Genomic DNA, 16,915 nt, shown 5'->3' with positions numbered 1-16,915 from the left:
TGTTTTATTTAATAATCTACATAATTTATTTCAATTAAAATACTCAATTCAAACTTAAAAGTTCAATAAATTCTTTTCATATATTCATATATAAAAATAAAAGCTTAAGGAAAAATCCTTAAGCTTTTATTTTTATTAATAATTTTCTGCTGCTACTTCAAAATATCCTTGTGGATGTAAGCATGCTGGACATACTTTTGGTGCTTCTTCACCTTCAAATATATATCCACAGTTAGTACATTTCCATAAAACTGTTTCATCTTTCTTAAATACTTTGCCTTCTTCTAAATTCTTTAATAGCTTATTGTATCTTCTTTCATGCATATTCTCTACTTCAGTTATTCTTTCATAAGCTATTGCTACTTCTGGGAAGCCTTCTTCTCTTGCAATTCTTGCGAATTCTGGATAATCATGAGCCCATTCCTCATGCTCTCCTGCTGCTGCAGATTTTAAATTTTCTGCAGTTTCTTGAGAAAATGCTACTGGATATGCTGCATTGATTTCAATTTGTTCTCCTTGGAAATCACTTAGTAAAAATTTATAGAATCTTTTTGCATGTTCTTTTTCTTGTTCTGCAGTTTCCATGAATATGTTCGCAATTTGTACATATCCTTGTTTTCTTGCTACGCTTGAATAATAAGTATATCTTGTTCTTGCTTGTGATTCTCCAGCAAAAGATTTCATTAAGTTTTCTGCTGTTTTAGTTCCTTTTAAACTTTTCATTTTAACACTCTCCTAAATAATAATTTTTTCTATACGTTACCATTATATTACATACATGTTTTATTATCAAATAATTAAAGAATATATATTTCTATTTAATAGTTTATTCCTTTAAAGTTTTACGTATTTTTTAGGATTAATATTTATTAGTATATTCATAAATTCAATACTTCACATAACGAAAAATACTAAAATTACATTATATATTAGTTTTATTTTTCTTTAATATAGATAATACTATCATTCCTACTAGTGAGCCTACAACTAATGCTGCAAAATATCCTAATGGATTCTCTATAACTGGAAGAACAAAAATTCCACCATGAGGTGCTCTTAGTGAACATCCAAATGCCATTGATAATGCTCCTGCTGTTGCTGAACCTACTACACAAGCTGGTATTACTCTTAATGGATCAGCTGCTGCAAAAGGTATTGCTCCTTCTGTTATAAATGATAATCCCATTATATAATTCGTTACTGCTGATTGTCTTTCTTTAGCTGTAAATTTCTTCTTAAAGAAAGTAGTGCATAAAGCTATTGCTAGTGGTGGTACCATACCACCAATCATAACTGCTGCCATAAATTCAAATTGTCCATTAGCTAATGATGCTGTTCCAAATACATATGCTGCCTTATTAATTGGACCTCCCATATCAACAGCCATCATTCCACCTAAAACTGCGCCTAATAAAATCTTACTACCACTTCCCATTCCATTTAAGAAGTTATTCATAGCATCATTTAATGCTGATACAGGTGGATTTACTACAAATATAATTATTGCTCCTATCAATAAGATTCCAAGTAAAGGATATATTAATACAGGTTTTATTCCTTCTAATGCATCTGGTAATCCCTTAAAAATTTTCTTTAGGAAAAGCACTAAATAACCTGCTATAAATCCTGATAACAGTGCTCCTAAGAAACCTGATCCTCCTGCATTAGCTATAGCTCCGCCTACAAAACCAACTGCTAATGCCGGTCTATCACCTATACTCATTGCTATATATCCTGCTAATATAGGTAACATAAATCCAAATGCTGTTCCACCTATATTTTTAAAGAAAGCTGCAAATGGAGTATTGCTTCCAAAATTAGATGGATCTATACTATAATCGTCAAATAAGAATGCTAATGCTATTAAAATACCTCCACCTATAACAAATGGTAGCATATGAGATACACCATTCATAAGGTGCTTATATATTTGATGTCCTATACTTTCTTTTTCTTCTGATACTTCTTCATTTGAAGATTTTACTCCATTGTGATGATAAATTGGGGCATCTCCTGATTTAGCTTTATTTATTAATTCTTCTGCTTTGTGTATTCCATTTGAAACCTTGGTTTGGATAACTTTTTTACCATCAAATCTAGCCATTTCAACTTTTTTATCAGCCGCAATTATTATACATTCTGCTTCTTTTATTTCCTTTGAAGTTAACACATTCTTAGCTCCACCTGAACCATTGGTTTCTACTTTAATTGAAACCCCCAGTTCCTTAGCTTTTTCTTCTAAACTTTCTGCTGCCATATAAGTGTGAGCTATTCCTGTAGGACACGCAGTTACAGCTAAAACTTTATATCCATTTTTACTTTCCTCTTTATCTTTGTTTAACTTTTTACTTTCAAAATTATCTATTAACTTTATAAATTGCTCTGCTGATTTAGCGTTTAATAATGCACTTCTAAAGTTTTCATCCATTAACATAGTTGATAATCTTGCTAAGACTTCTAAATGAAGATTATTTTCTCCATCCGGCGCTGCAATCATAAAAAACAACTTTGCTTTTTCACCATCTAAGGAATCATAATCAACTCCATCATATACTACTATTGCTGATAAACCTGCTTCTTTAACAGCTTTTGTTTTAGCATGTGGTATAGCAATCCCGTCTCCTATACCAGTTGTGCTGAGTTCTTCCCTTTTTAAAACTTCCCTTTTATATTCTTCCTTATTATTTAAGTTTCCTGATAAATTCATTAAATCAACTAATTTATCAATAGCCTCTCCCTTTGAAGAAACATTATTAGGATTTATTGCTATAGATTTTTTATTTAATAAATCTGTTATTTTCATTTTATTATCCCCCGATCTATAATATTTCATTTTATTACCCCCTGAACTATAATATTTCATTTAATAATTCATAAACTTTTTCTTTTGTTGCTAATCCTTCTGAAAATGCACTTGCACTTCCAGTTGCTATTCCCATTTTAAATGCTTCATCTAAATTTTCATTTTTTAAATATCCAGATATGAATCCTGCCACCATAGAATCTCCTGCACCTACAGAATTTATAACTTTTCCTTTAGGAGCTCTAGATTTTATTACTTCATTATTTTCAGTTATAAATATAGCCCCCTTACCAGCTCTAGAAATTAAAACATTTCTTGCTCCCATTTCTTTAAGGCTTTTAGCATATTTTATTATGTCTTCTTCATTTGATATAGTAACATTGAATAATTCTGCTAATTCATGATGATTAGGTTTTATTAAAAACGGCTTATATTTTAATACATTTAATAAAAGTTCTCCTGTTGCATCAACAATAAATTTAATTCCCTTTTCAGATAATCTATCCATTATTATTTCATATATATTTTTAGGAAGAGTTTTAGGAATACTTCCAGCCAAAACTAAAATATCACCTTCTTTTAATAAATCTAATTTTTTATATAATTCTTCTAAATCCTTATCAGAGATACTAGGCCCTTGACCATTTATTTCTGATTCTTCCTTGGATTTAAGTTTGACATTTATTCTAGACATTCCATTACTAAGCTTTATAAAGTCTGTACTGCATCCAAAAGATTTTACTTTCCTCTCTATTTCATCTCCTGTAAAACCTGCTATATATCCAAGTGCTATATTTTTTTCATCTAAGTTTTTTAATACTATAGAAACATTTATTCCTTTTCCTCCTGGATAAACTTCTTCGTAAGATGTTCTATTTACTTCTCCTAACTTAAAATCATGAACTCTCACAACATAATCTAACGCTGGATTGAAAGTTATAGTATAAATCATAGTTTTAAAACCTCCACTATTTCTGCCTTTTTATAATAACTAGTATCTTCTAATGATGTTGTTATTATAACTGCTTCATCTATTTCTCCAAAAGTTATTGAACTAATTGAATTAAACTTTGTGTTGTCTGCCAATATATATGGATTTCTTGTCCTTTTTATTGCTTCTTCTTTGACTAATGCTTCTTTTATATCTGGTGTTGTATATCCTCTATATTCTGATATTCCATTTGTTCCAAAAAAGCCTTTAGTAAAATTATATCTTTTTAAGTTATTTATGGCTTCAACTCCAACTACTGCCTCTGTTGATATCTTTATTTCCCCACCAAGTATATAAGTTGTAAATCCATTACTTATCAGCTTTTTAGCTTGATTTATTCCATTAGTAACATATATAGCATCTTTTTCTTTTAGAAAATCAATTATTAAATTTGTTGTTGTACCTGAATCTATATATACAAAATCACCTTTTTTTATAAGACCTGCTGAATATTTTGCAATTATAGATTTATCACTAACATTTAATGTTTCTCTTGTTGATACTAAATCATCTTGTGTATTAAAATCTTTCTCTAATAATGTAGCCCCTCCATGTACCTTATTTAGTTTTCCTTCTTTATGTAAATAATTCAAATCTCTTCTTATAGTAGATTCTGAGGTATTTAGCATTTCTACAAGTTCGCTCACATATACAGCGGAATTGGTACTTAATTGTTCTAATATAATTTTATGTCTTTCTTCTGTTAGCACTAAATATCACCTCCAAATTTATAATACACCTTTTAGTAAATGTTTTCAAGCATTTTCATTCAAAAAAATTCACTTTCATTCATTTTTTAAGTCAAATACCTTCAACAAACTAAAAAATATAAACTTTTTTATATTTTGTGATTATAATCACTTATTTATCAATTTATCAATTTTATAATTATATTATCAAAATTATAATTATAGCGGTTGAAACTAGTTGACTTTAATGATAAAATCTATTTGAGAAACATTCTTTATTAATAATATTTTTCCAGTAAATTCTGAATGTTTTGAATTGTTTGAAAAAGGGGTGCAATATATGAATCAAGAATGGATTAATTTTAAAGAAGGTCAATGGACTAAATCTATTGATGTTAGAAACTTTATACAATTAAACTACACTCCATACAACGGTAATGACAGCTTTTTAGTTGGTGCAACAGATGCTACCAAAACTCTATGGAATGAAGTAAGTGAATTATTTGTAAAAGAAAGAGAAAATGGTGTTTTAGATATTGATACTGAAACTATCTCTGGAATTAACGAATACAAAGCCGGTTATATTGATAAGGCTTTTGAAAAAATAGTTGGTGTTCAAACTGATGCTCCACTAAAAAGAGCTGTTATGCCTTTTGGTGGTGTAAGAATGGCTGAAAATGCTGCTAAATCATATGGCTATGAAGTAAGTCCAAGAATTTCAGAAATATTTACTAAATATAGAAAAAGCCATAATCAAGGTGTATTTGATGCTTATACTGATGAAATGAGATTAGCAAGAAAATCTGGTGTTATAACTGGGCTTCCTGATGCTTATGGTAGAGGAAGAATAATAGGTGATTATAGAAGAGTTGCTCTATATGGGGTGGATAGACTAATAGAAGATAAAATTGCTCAAAAGAAAAGCTTAGAAGTTAAAGTTATAGATGAAGATGTAATTAGATTAAGAGAAGAACTTTCTGATCAAATTGTCGCTTTAAAAGAATTAAAAGGCTTAGCTCAAACTTATGGATTAGATATTTCAAAACCTGCTACTAATTCAAGAGAAGCAATCCAATGGTTATATTTTGGTTTCTTAGGAGCTATAAAAGATCAAAATGGTGCTGCAATGTCTCTTGGTAGAACATCTACTTTCTTAGATATATATATAGAAAGAGACTTAAAAGCTGGTTTAATAACAGAAGAGGATGCTCAAGAATTAGTTGACCATTTTGTTATGAAATTAAGACTTGTTAAATTCTTAAGAACTCCAGAGTACAATGATTTATTCTCAGGAGATCCAACTTGGGTTACTGAATCAATCGGCGGTATGGGATTAGATGGAAGAACATTAGTTACTAAGAACTCTTTCAGAATTCTTAATACACTATATACTTTAGGACCATCACCAGAACCTAACTTAACTGTACTTTGGTCAACAAGATTACCTCAAGGCTTTAAGGATTTCTGCTCAAAAGTTTCTATTGATACAAGTTCAGTTCAATATGAAAATGATGATTTAATGGCTCCTTACTGGGGAGATGATTATGCAATTGCTTGTTGTGTATCTGCAATGAGAGTTGGTAAACAAATGCAATTCTTTGGTGCTAGAGTTAACTTAGCAAAAACTTTACTTTATGCTATAAACGGTGGTAAAGATGAAAAATATGGAATGCAAGTTGGCCCAAAATTAGCTCCAATAACTAGCGAATATTTAAATTATGATGAAGTAATGGAGAAATTTGAAATAATGACAGATTGGTTAGCTAACCTTTATGTTAATACTTTAAATGTTATCCACTATATGCATGATAAATATTCATATGAAAAATTACAAATGGCACTTCATGATAGAGATGTATTTAGAACAATGGCTTGTGGTATAGCTGGACTTTCAGTTTGTGCTGACTCACTATCTGCTATTAAATATGCTAAAGTAAAACCTATAAGAAATGAAGAAGGTGTTGCTATAGATTTTGAAGTTGAAGGCGATTTCCCTAAATACGGAAATGATGATGATAGAGTTGATGATATAGCAGTTTATTTAGTTGAAAATATGATGAATAAGATCAGACAAAATAAGACTTATAGAAATGCTTATCACACTCAATCAGTATTAACTATAACTTCAAATGTTGTTTATGGTAAAAAGACTGGTACTACTCCTGATGGTAGAAAAGCTGGAGAACCATTTGCTCCAGGTGCTAACCCAATGCATGGAAGAGATAACAGTGGTTCATTAGCATCATTAAACTCAGTTGCTAAATTACCATATGAACATTCACAAGATGGTATATCAAATACCTTCTCAATAATTCCAGATGCTTTAGGTAAAAACCCTGAAGACAGAATTAAGAATTTAAGTTCATTAATGGATGGATATTTTGGTCAAAATGCTCATCACTTAAATGTAAATGTATTTGATAGAGAAACTCTATTAGATGCTATGGAGCACCCAGAATTATATCCTCAATTAACTATAAGAGTTTCAGGATACGCTGTAAACTTCATTAAGTTAACAAGAGAACAACAATTAGATGTTATAAACAGAACTTTCCATAAATCAATGTAATTAGTGTAAAGTTTCTTTTAAACTATGAAATGAAAAAGAAAAAACCCATTTTGGTTTTTTCTTTTTTTAATTTCTTATTTTTTACCTGTTACCTGTTACCTAAATTCTACTAAAATATATTAAAATTTTTTAATCATACTTATAAAATTTTAATTGCTAACTGGTACATATTCAAAGCTTGCATTTTTACTTTCCAAATTAAAAATTATTTTATTTTTTATGTAAAATTTAAATCTTGCTGTGCATGATATGTTTTCATAAATAGTTCTTTTCATTTCTCCACCATCTGGTGCCAATAACTTTTGAGGATAATCCTCGTTAATTTCTATTTCTAATTTATATTTTCCTCTTTTTATTATTAATCCTCTTTCATTATAATTAATTATTTTTACTCCATTATAAGTTGCTAATCTATATTCTTTGCCCTTATACAAAACACATGCTATACAGCCCTTAAATTCAAGCCCTAAAAATGGAATATCGGCAATAGAAACCATAATGCTTGCTTTTTCATTTTTAAAATCATTTCCTTGAACCCATAAATATGACTTAGGAAACGAACTGCCCCAATCTTTTTCTATATATCCAATTCCATTCTCTATAATTTCATCTTTATTATTTATACTTAATTTTCCACTAACCATATGATGCAAACTTATTATTCCATGATTACACTCCATAAAAGGACATAAAGCAAATGGTCCCATTATATCTCCTTTAATTGGAGTAAGATTTTCATAAGTCAACTTGCCTTTTACTTTTATTTCATTACTTACTACATTTAATATTAAACCATTTTTAGAAAATAAATTATCTTTTATCTTAATAGTTAATTTATCCTTACTTATTGAAAAGTCTTTAAAATCATACTTTATATTATATGTTTTTTCATTAGTTATTATTTGAATAAATGAATACTTCAAACCATTTCTATCTATATTTACTCCAGGAATAAATGCTATGCTTCTATCATTACATTGGTGCTTAAAGTACCATCCTTCAAAAAATCCCTTTTTATTATATTTACTATTTTTCATATTTTAGTTCCTTAATAGCTGGTGAATCTAATAAATTTCCCTTATAGTCAAATCTTGATCCATGACAAGGACAATCCCAAGATGAATCATCAACATTCCACTTTAATTCACAACCCAAATGTGGACATTTTGTAGAAACTGTATATATCTTTCCATCATTATCTTTATATACTCCTACCTTTTCTCCATTATAAATAATGGTTTCTCCTTCTCCATTATTTACATTCTCTATAGTTTCCATTGGAAGGCTTATTTTTTGAGCTATAAAATTATATGCTGTTTCTACTCCATCTCTAACTAAATTTTTTATTGAAGCTGTAATATCAAATCTATTTTCCGAAAATATTTTACAAAAATCATTTTCTTCGCCAGTTATCATATCACTTATTATTATTGCTGAAACCATAGATGATGTCATTCCCCATTTGTTAAAGCCAGTAGCTACATAAACATTTGGCATTTCTTTAGAATATACTCCTATATATGGTATTCCATCAGATGTCATACAATCTTGTGCTGACCAATTGTATTTTTCTATAGCAGTAGGATAAACCTTTTTAGCAAATTCTCTAAGATTATTATAACAACCTCCTGATTCATTATTTCCTGTTCTTTTATCTGATCCACCCAAAATTAATAAATCCTTATATCTTCTAAATGAATATCCAGCTGTATTTTCATCTTTATACATTCCGTTAACTATTTGAGCATTTTCTAGTGCAATTACATAAGATCTTTCTTGATGCATTCTTAAAAAATAGTATCCTGGAACATTTATAATTGGAAAGTGAGTTGCAACTACTATACTTTTAGCTTTAATCTTTCCATGTTTAGTTATTACAGTATCCTCTTTTATATCTATAGCTGTTGTATCTTCATAAATTGTCAAATCCTTTGCTATATAATTTAAAAATTTAATTGGATTAAATTGTGCTTGATTTTTAAATTTTACAGCCTTAGCTATTTTAAATGGTAACTCAATTTCATCTACTAATTCTGCATCTATTCCTATTTTAATAGCTGCTTTATATTCACTTTCTATTTTTCTTGAATTATTTAAGCTATATATATATGCATCCTCTCTTTTGAAGTCACAATCTATTTTATTGGCTTCAATTATATCATTATAAGTTTCTATTGCTAATTGATTTGCTTTAGCATATCTTTTTGCATTTTCTTCTCCGAACTCCTTAATTAACTTATTATATATTATATCGTGTTGTATTGTTATTTTAGCCGTAGTATTTTTGGTATTCCCACTTAATATTTTTCCTCTTTCTATAACTACAACATTTACTCCTCTTTCTTTTAGCATATATGCAGTTAATAATCCTGTTATGCCTGCTCCTATAACAACAGCTTCGACTTCTATATCACTTTTTAAAGCTTCTCTTTCCTTTATTTTATAATTTCTACTCCAAACTGATTTCATAAAAATATCACCTCTTTGATTATTATTCCATTAAATTTGGTATTTAAACAAATTATTAAGAGATGATAATTTTACTATATTCTATTATCACTTTTTAAAATCACATTATTATCTAGAGTACTCTTTATTTCTGGATGCTTTTCAATTACATCTATAAAGTTAATTATTCTTTCAAATGTTTCTTTACTTAAAACATGCTCTATTTTCTCTGTTTCATGTAGTAAGTATTTTTTTACTCCTAATACCTGTAAAAACTTTTCAACAGTATTATGTCTATTTAATAAATATTTACCATAACTAGTTCCATTTTCAGTTAGTTTTATATATCCATACCTTTCATAATTGGCTAGATTAAGATCGTCTAGTTTTTTTATCATCTTTGTTATTGATGCTGGCTTTACATTTAATGCTTTTGATAAATCACCTACTCTTGTAAACCCCTTTTCTTCTGATAATCTATATATCATCTCTATGTAATCTTCCATTGAAGCTGTAATTAGTCTACTATCATTTTTTAAGTAATTATTAAAAGTATAAAATCCTTCACTCTCCTTCATTCCATCCTCCTACTACTTGGCTATCTTTATATTATATTTAACCATAAAACATAAAATTCTATAAAGTTATATATTTCTGTATTAATATATAAATTGATTGTATAATTATTTTTATGAATTAACTATAAATTCCCTAATGATAGTAAATATCATTAGGGAATTTAAATTTACATTATTTCGGTCCATTTTCTAATAATTCTTTACTACTATCATTTCCACAACAGTTCTTTTTCTTTCCTCTAGACATCATTATTACCATTGATAGCATCATTAGTGGGCATATAAATGGTGCTATTAATCCAAGTAATCCACTTATTTTAGGAAATACCTTAGATATTATTGGTAATAAAGACACAATAATTATAGGCAATCCACAACAAAGTATCATATGCAGTAAATATTTAAAATTATTATGCTTAACATTAGATTTACTTTCATTATTTCCTCTATGACAATTCATATTAACACTCTCCTAATATTATTTTGAATATTTATATTTACAAATACTTTTTTATATCAACCCCTTTAAATTATTTTTTCTATAGACTTATATTAAACAATTTTGATGAAGAAAATATGAATAAATACTTATATTATAAATAAATATTTAAGACAAATAAAAATAGCTTAGTATTTCTTATTACTAAGCTATTTTTATTTATTTTAATAACATACTTTTCCTGGGTTTAGTATATTTTTAGGATCAAAAACCGCTTTTATTCCTCTCATAATTTCAATATTCTCATCACTTAAAGAATCACTTAAATATTCCCTTTTAGCATATCCTATACCATGTTCTCCAGAAACTTGTCCTGATAATTCTTTAGCTTCATCATACATTCTCTTCATTACATTGTTAAGTTTTGTTTGCCATTCTTCTTCACTTAAATCATCTTTTAAAATATATATGTGTAAATTTCCATCTCCAGCATGTCCAAAACTTTTTATTCTTATTTCATACTCTTTTTGAAGCTTATGAGTAAATTTTACAAAACCAGCTACTTTATTTCTTGGAACTACTACATCTACTTCGTCCATCTCGGTTGTAGATGATTTTATAGCTTCTAAAAAGGCTCCTCTTGCAGACCAGATTGCTTCTTGTCTTTCTTCTGTATCTGATATGAATACATCTATAGCACCCTCTTTTAAGCATATATCTGCAACTTTTTCATAATTCTTTTCTATTTCTTCCTTTGAATTACCGTCAAAAGTTAATAATAAATAGGCATCTGAACTATGATCTGGGAACTTTTTACCTAGATACTCTTCTGCTGCAAGTATTACTTCACCTTGCATAAACTCAATAGCTGTTGGAACTGCTTTTGATTTAATTATTTTAGGTACAGTTTCAATTGCAGTTTCTAGTTCTTTAAATGGAACTAATAAACTTATTGCCTTCTTAGGTAATGGTAGTAACTTTAACGTTGCCTTTGTTATTATTCCCAAAGTCCCTTCTGAGCCTATTATTAAATCTTTTATACTATATCCTGAACTATTTTTAACCACTTTTCCTCCAAGATTTAATATTTCACCTTTAGGAGTTACAACTTCTAGTCCTCTTACATAATCTCTTGTTACTCCATATTTAACAGCTCTCATTCCGCCTGCATTAGTACTTATGTTTCCACCTATTGTTGCTGTTTTTTCACCTGGATCTGGTGGATAAAACAAATCATTATCTTGAACAAACTTTGATATTTCCATAAGTAAAACCCCTGGCTCTACTGTTAAAGTTAAGTTTTCTTCATCTAGTTCTAATATATTGTTCATTCCACTTAAATCAATTATTATTCCTCCTTTAAGAGGTACACATGCTCCAACTAAACCCGTGCCTGATCCTCTTGCTGTAACAGGTATATTATTTTGATAGGCATACTTCATAATACTAGATACTTCTTCTGTTGTAGAAACCTTAATTACTAACTCTGGAAGCTTTCTAACAAAACCTAATTCATCATGACTATAATCTTCATTTATATTTTTTCCATAAAATATTCTATCATCATCTTTTATAATACTTTTTATATCTTCTATATTTTTTTCTAAAACTTTATTATATTGCATACTTTTTCCCTCCATTTTCCTTAATCTTTTGGATTAACTTAGGAACTATCTCATATATATCTCCTACTATTCCATAATGAGCAACTTTAAATATAGGTGCCTTATCATCATTATTTATAGCAAATATATAATCTGAATTATTCATTCCTGCTGTAAATTGAACTGCTCCTGATACCCCACATGTTATTATAAGTTTAGCTCTAACAGTTCTTCCACTTAATCCAACTTGCTTGCTGGCATCTTCCCATCCAGCTTCAATTAGAGGCCTAGTAACTGCAACTTCCCCTCCCAGTAACTCTGCTAACTCTCTTATCATCATCATATCTTTCTCTGACTTTATCGCTCTTCCAGCTACAACTAAAACCTCCGCTTCTGATATGCTATGTTCTTTCTTTTTAGCTACCACACTTTTTACATCTATATTTGAAAATAATTTATCTCTATCAACATCACAAATTACTATTTCTCCTGTTGTCTCTTTACTTCTTTCTGGAGCAGACATAACCTTATATCTAACTGTTGCTAATTGAGGTCTTGAATTTGGAGTGATTATTTGAGCCATTATATTTCCACCAAAAGCTGGTCTTATTTGTACTAAATCTGTATTTTCCTTTATATCTAAAACTGTACAGTCTGCTGTTAGTCCTGTTCTATATCTCGCAGCTACTCTTGGTGCTAATGATCTTCCTACTGTAGTTGCACCAACTAATACTACTGATGGCTTAACTTCATCTATAAAATTTTCAAACATTGCTGTATATGGTTCTATTCTAAAATTGTTAAGACTTTCATTGTCATATACGTATACCTTATCTACTCCATAATGTAATAATTCTTTTGCTTTTTCACTTATATTATGACCTATAAATATACAATAAACCTCTTGTTTTACTTTACTTGCTAGCTCTCTTGCTTTTCCTATAAGTTCAAATGTAACAGGGTGTATATCTCCATCTACATGATCAACATATACTACTATACCTTTCCATTTACTTTTATCTATTAATATTTTTTCTTCTTCTATATATTCTACTGCACCTTTTGGACCCTTTTTCACACATAGCTTACACATCTTGCAATTAGAATTAATATCTAATTTCCCATTATTATTTTCTAAGGCTCCAAATGGACAAATTTTTATAATTTCATCTATATTTACTACTTTATCTTGATTTACAACTAATTTAGACATATATTTTCCTCCTAAACAAACTTTAATTCTTTTAGCTTATTAAATATATTTTTGCTTATTTCGTCTGAATCTCCATTCCACTTTTCATGACTAGAATTAGATTCAGGAGGAAATATTCTTTCAACTTGAGTTGGTGATCCATTTAAACCATATTTATTTTCATCTTTATCTTCAAAATCTTTCAATGATATTACTTTAATTTCTCTATCTTTTGATTCTATTTTTTTCTTATATGAGGGTAATCTTGGTTCAAATATATCCTTTTCTACAGTTAATAAACAAGGATATTTAACATCTACAACCTCTACAGTATTCGGCATGTCCATTTCTACTGTTATATAATCGTCTTCTATCTTTAATATGCTTCTAACATTTGCTACATGCGGAATTCCTAAATATTCAGCCATTTCTGGACCTACTTGAGCTGTATCTCCATCAGTTGTTTGTTTACCACAAATAATTAAATCAAAATCCCCAGTTTTTCTTATTCCTTGTGATATTGTATATGATGTTGCTAAAACATCTGCTCCAGCAAACTTTCTATCTGATATTAATACACCACTGTCAGCTCCCATTGAAAATGCTTCTCTTATTACTTCCATAGCTTGAGGTGGCCCCATGCTTATTACACTTATATTCCCACCCTTTTCTTCTTTAATTTTAAAGGCAGTTTCTAGTGCATAAAGATCATATGGATTCATTTTTGTATCTATTCCATCTCTTTTTAGAACTCCTGTTTTTTCATCTACTTCAACCTTTGAAGTCCCTGGTACCTGTTTAATACAAACTATAGTATTCATAAAATCATCTCCCCTGATTTATTATGTTTTAAAGTCTTCTATATAAATTTAAGAAAACATTCTTGCTTATTTGTAGTTTTAATATACATAATTTCGTATATTGAAATAAAAAATCATTCTATTTCATTATCGTTATATTAATATTTCATTATAATTGTAAACCTTTTACTAAATCTTGTCCATAATAGTTATTTTTATAACATATATTTAAATAAAAAAGGATATTAAATAAAATTACTTTAACTAATTAATATCCTTTTTTAATAAATATCTTTGCTTTAATCCTCCCCATAGAATTCTACATCTTATTCCTATAAACCTTGCATATATATAAGTTATTGGACTTCTTAATCGCCCTCTTGAACAAGCTATTATAACTTCTTCTCTTTTGTTATTTGATATTTCTAACAACCTTTTTCTTATTATTTCTCTATTTTTTATTATGCTTTTTATTATTATAAAAATAGCAAATGGATAAAATCGCTTTATCATGTTGTGCTGCTCTTCATCTATTACTGGAATATTATATTCTGTCATATTCATATTTAAAAATTCTGATTTTGTTCTAACATCTATAAGCTTCTTATTATTAATATTTTCAAACTTTATAAACATATATTCTCCTATATATTTCAATTAGTAAATTATAGACTAACCAAACCTTAAATTTAGTATTTATAGACTATTTAGATTAAATAGAGAAATTTAAATCATGTATTCTTTAATCTTTCTATAATATTCATTATTCTATTTTTTGTTTCCTGTTGTTATATGATTTAGAATAAAAAAATAAAAGACCTATCCATAAGGATAGATCTCTTCATTTTTAATTTGTTAAGCTATGATATTTGCATTTTCTACTTTTTTTATTTTTATTAATTGTTAATCCATTTCTTCATATCTCTTTAATGCCCTCATAAAGTTTCCTTCTATTAATTCCTTTAATTTATCTATTAATATTTTAGGATCTTCTATCATCCCATCTTTCATCCACTGTATTACCAGTCCTGCAAATGCATGCGTATAAAAATCTGCCATAAATTTTTTATCTTCAACTTTTACAGTCATTCCGCTAGATACTTCATTAATTACTCCCATAAGCAATTCATTAATTACTGAAAAAAGATACATATCTAAATGTGTTCTACTTAATGAATTTAATGTATTATTACAAAATTTTTTATTATCTTCTATGTATAAAAATATTTTATAAAATCCATCAAGCCAAGTGCTATAACTTTTATATTCTGATATACTTTCAATTGCCTCTGTTCTATATATCCATTCTACAAGCTCATATATATCATGGAAGTGATAATAAAAAGTTTGCCTATTTAAATTACATTCATTAACTACATCCTTTACTGATATTTTATGCAATGGTGTAGTTTTCATTAGAGTCTTTAATGATTTTGCTAATAACTTTTTAGTATGTAGCGAACTTGTCAAAACTTATCATCCCCAATCTAAATCTTATTATATAATTATTTTTAGTAATTTGTAAATTTTCCGAACAAAATATTTCACTACACTATTCATAATTCACATTTTTTTTGATAAATTAATAGAATAATTCATTATTAGTATTTGATTTAAAAAAATATTACTGGAAATTTAAATTTCCAGTAATATTTAATAAATAAGAATCTCAATTATACAAAACTATATCAAGTCTCGAACTTCCTACGAGCTTCTTTCCTCATTTTAAAATCTACATTAATTCAATTTTTTCTGCAGAATTAACTTCCCTGTTCACTGTTACTTATTCCCTTCAAATCTTCATAATCGGAAACCTTACACTAGAAAATCACTTTGCACTCATTGCTAAGGAAGCGCTTTAACTTTCTACCATGGTTCCTCCATTTACATGAATAATCTGCCCCGTAACATAACTTGAATCATCAGAAGCTAAATATACATATGCCGGAGCTAACTCATAAGGTTGCCCAGCTCTTTTCATTGGAGTATCTTCCCCAAAAGTAGCCACTTCTTCTGCTGAAAAACTAGATACAATAAGAGGTGTCCAAATTGGTCCCGGTGCTACTGCATTGACCCTTATCCCCTTGTCTACTAATGATTGTGATAAAGACCTTGTAAATGTTGTTACTGCTCCCTTAGTAGCTGAATAGTCTATAAGGGTCTCATGTCCCTCATAAGCTGTAACTGATGTAGTGTTTATAATAGAACTTCCTCTTTTTAAATATGGTAATACTGCTTTTGTTAGATAAAACATAGCAAAAATATTTACTTTAAATGTTATCTCTAACTGCTCCGAAGTTATATTTTCTATACTCTTTTGTGGGAATTGTACTCCTGCATTATTAACTAATATGTCTATTTTACCAAACTTTTCTATAGTCTTTTCCACTATATTTTTACTAAAATGTTCTTCACTAATATCCCCTTCTATTAATAGACATTCACTTCCATAGCCCTCTATATATCCTTTAGTTTCTTCTGCATCTTCCCTTTCATACAAATATACAATAACTATCTTTGCTCCTTCTTTTGCAAAAGCAACAGCAGTAGCTCGTCCAATTCCGCTATCTCCACCTGTTATTATAGCCACTCTATCTTCTAACTTTCCGCTGCCTCTATACTCAGGGTCATCAAACACTGGCCTTGGATCCATTATCGCTTCTATACCAGGTTGAACCTCTTGATGTTGGGGTGGAAAATCTCTATAGAAATTATTTCTCCATAATCCACTTCTTTTATATGAATTCATGTATCCTCCAAATTTACTTATTACATTATTCATAATATGTCTTTTCTAAGCTA

15 protein-coding genes are annotated in these 16,915 nt (G+C 28.6%); 1 reads left to right on the top strand and 14 read right to left on the bottom strand.

Annotated features, from left to right (window positions below; genetic code table 11):
• Nucleotides 1-135: 135 nt before the first annotated feature.
• From rbr to AAT22_RS04495, 4 genes are all read right to left on the bottom strand, one after another.
• Nucleotides 136-723, bottom strand: a complete 588-nt coding sequence (gene rbr / locus AAT22_RS04510; RefSeq protein ID WP_047000398.1) for a rubrerythrin — start codon at nucleotides 721-723, stop codon at nucleotides 136-138.
• 199 nt (nucleotides 724-922) lie between these two features.
• Nucleotides 923-2,803, bottom strand: coding sequence for a fructose-specific PTS transporter subunit EIIC (locus AAT22_RS04505; RefSeq protein ID WP_047000409.1), 1,881 nt, complete (start codon nucleotides 2,801-2,803; stop codon nucleotides 923-925).
• A 46-nt stretch (nucleotides 2,804-2,849) separates the two neighbouring features.
• Nucleotides 2,850-3,755: a 1-phosphofructokinase gene (pfkB, locus tag AAT22_RS04500; protein WP_047000397.1), complete on the bottom strand. Its 906-nt coding sequence runs from the start codon at nucleotides 3,753-3,755 to the stop codon at nucleotides 2,850-2,852.
• The gene (locus AAT22_RS04495) at nucleotides 3,752-4,504 is read right to left on the bottom strand and encodes a DeoR/GlpR family DNA-binding transcription regulator (protein WP_047000396.1); all 753 of its coding nucleotides are present in this window, start codon (nucleotides 4,502-4,504) and stop codon (nucleotides 3,752-3,754) included. The genes pfkB and AAT22_RS04495 overlap by 4 nt, the downstream gene beginning before the upstream one ends.
• Nucleotides 4,505-4,823: 319 nt before the next feature.
• On the opposite strand from AAT22_RS04495, the gene pflB reads away from it, so the two are divergent.
• The gene (gene pflB / locus AAT22_RS04490) at nucleotides 4,824-7,052 is read left to right on the top strand and encodes a formate C-acetyltransferase (protein WP_047000395.1); all 2,229 of its coding nucleotides are present in this window, start codon (nucleotides 4,824-4,826) and stop codon (nucleotides 7,050-7,052) included.
• A gap of 149 nt (nucleotides 7,053-7,201) precedes the next feature.
• Here pflB and AAT22_RS04485 read toward each other — a convergent pair whose 3' ends face one another.
• From AAT22_RS04485 to AAT22_RS04440, 10 genes are all read right to left on the bottom strand, one after another.
• Nucleotides 7,202-8,089: a tocopherol cyclase family protein gene (locus tag AAT22_RS04485; RefSeq protein ID WP_047000394.1), complete on the bottom strand. Its 888-nt coding sequence runs from the start codon at nucleotides 8,087-8,089 to the stop codon at nucleotides 7,202-7,204.
• Complete coding sequence (locus tag AAT22_RS04480) at nucleotides 8,079-9,521, bottom strand: FAD-dependent oxidoreductase (protein WP_047000393.1); 1,443 nt, start codon at nucleotides 9,519-9,521, stop codon at nucleotides 8,079-8,081. Before AAT22_RS04480 ends, AAT22_RS04485 begins: the two co-directional genes overlap by 11 nt.
• Before the next feature lie 74 nt (nucleotides 9,522-9,595).
• Entirely contained in the window at nucleotides 9,596-10,078 is a 483-nt protein-coding gene (locus AAT22_RS04475) for an iron dependent repressor, metal binding and dimerization domain protein (RefSeq protein ID WP_016208093.1), read from the bottom strand.
• 172 nt (nucleotides 10,079-10,250) lie between these two features.
• Entirely contained in the window at nucleotides 10,251-10,538 is a 288-nt protein-coding gene (locus tag AAT22_RS04470) for a hypothetical protein (protein WP_016208094.1), read from the bottom strand.
• A 203-nt stretch (nucleotides 10,539-10,741) separates the two neighbouring features.
• Entirely contained in the window at nucleotides 10,742-12,142 is a 1,401-nt protein-coding gene (locus tag AAT22_RS04465) for an FAD-binding oxidoreductase (RefSeq protein WP_047000392.1), read from the bottom strand.
• Nucleotides 12,132-13,334 (bottom strand): electron transfer flavoprotein subunit alpha/FixB family protein, encoded by a 1,203-nt coding sequence (locus tag AAT22_RS04460; protein WP_016208096.1) that lies wholly within the window; start codon nucleotides 13,332-13,334, stop codon nucleotides 12,132-12,134. The genes AAT22_RS04465 and AAT22_RS04460 overlap by 11 nt, the downstream gene beginning before the upstream one ends.
• An 11-nt stretch (nucleotides 13,335-13,345) precedes the next feature.
• Complete coding sequence (locus AAT22_RS04455; RefSeq protein ID WP_016208097.1) at nucleotides 13,346-14,134, bottom strand: electron transfer flavoprotein subunit beta/FixA family protein; 789 nt, start codon at nucleotides 14,132-14,134, stop codon at nucleotides 13,346-13,348.
• Nucleotides 14,135-14,377: 243 nt separating this feature from the next.
• Nucleotides 14,378-14,749 carry a hypothetical protein gene (locus AAT22_RS04450; RefSeq protein ID WP_016208098.1) on the bottom strand — a complete coding sequence of 124 codons (372 nt, stop codon included), beginning with the start codon at nucleotides 14,747-14,749 and terminating at the stop codon, nucleotides 14,378-14,380.
• Nucleotides 14,750-15,016: 267 nt separating this feature from the next.
• Nucleotides 15,017-15,583, bottom strand: coding sequence for a dihydroxyacetone kinase transcriptional activator DhaS (gene dhaS, locus AAT22_RS04445; RefSeq protein WP_047000391.1), 567 nt, complete (start codon nucleotides 15,581-15,583; stop codon nucleotides 15,017-15,019).
• Between the two features lie 388 nt (nucleotides 15,584-15,971).
• A complete protein-coding gene (locus tag AAT22_RS04440) occupies nucleotides 15,972-16,862 on the bottom strand; it encodes an SDR family oxidoreductase (protein WP_047000390.1) in 891 nt (296 codons plus the stop codon).
• Nucleotides 16,863-16,915: the final 53 nt, after the last annotated feature.

The sequence above is a fragment of the Clostridium sp. C8 genome, assembly GCF_001010885.1.
GTDB lineage: Bacteria > Bacillota > Clostridia > Clostridiales > Clostridiaceae > Clostridium > Clostridium sartagoforme.
The sequence above is the reverse complement of the archived record's forward strand: the minus strand, read 5'-3'. Positions and strand labels throughout refer to the sequence as shown.

Coding starts and splice junctions, on each gene's coding strand:
- AAT22_RS04450 (WP_016208098.1), bottom strand. CDS start 14,749: ATGTTTATAAAGTTTGAAAATATTAATAATAAGAAGCTTATAGATGTT.
- rbr (WP_047000398.1), bottom strand. CDS start 723: ATGAAAAGTTTAAAAGGAACTAAAACAGCAGAAAACTTAATGAAATCT.
- AAT22_RS04470 (WP_016208094.1), bottom strand. CDS start 10,538: ATGAATTGTCATAGAGGAAATAATGAAAGTAAATCTAATGTTAAGCAT.
- AAT22_RS04460 (WP_016208096.1), bottom strand. CDS start 13,334: ATGTCTAAATTAGTTGTAAATCAAGATAAAGTAGTAAATATAGATGAA.
- AAT22_RS04455 (WP_016208097.1), bottom strand. CDS start 14,134: ATGAATACTATAGTTTGTATTAAACAGGTACCAGGGACTTCAAAGGTT.
- AAT22_RS04505 (WP_047000409.1), bottom strand. CDS start 2,803: ATGAAAATAACAGATTTATTAAATAAAAAATCTATAGCAATAAATCCT.
- AAT22_RS04465 (WP_047000392.1), bottom strand. CDS start 12,142: ATGCAATATAATAAAGTTTTAGAAAAAAATATAGAAGATATAAAAAGT.
- AAT22_RS04485 (WP_047000394.1), bottom strand. CDS start 8,089: ATGAAAAATAGTAAATATAATAAAAAGGGATTTTTTGAAGGATGGTAC.
- AAT22_RS04475 (WP_016208093.1), bottom strand. CDS start 10,078: ATGAAGGAGAGTGAAGGATTTTATACTTTTAATAATTACTTAAAAAAT.
- pflB (WP_047000395.1), top strand. CDS start 4,824: ATGAATCAAGAATGGATTAATTTTAAAGAAGGTCAATGGACTAAATCT.
- pfkB (WP_047000397.1), bottom strand. CDS start 3,755: ATGATTTATACTATAACTTTCAATCCAGCGTTAGATTATGTTGTGAGA.
- AAT22_RS04440 (WP_047000390.1), bottom strand. CDS start 16,862: ATGAATTCATATAAAAGAAGTGGATTATGGAGAAATAATTTCTATAGA.
- AAT22_RS04480 (WP_047000393.1), bottom strand. CDS start 9,521: ATGAAATCAGTTTGGAGTAGAAATTATAAAATAAAGGAAAGAGAAGCT.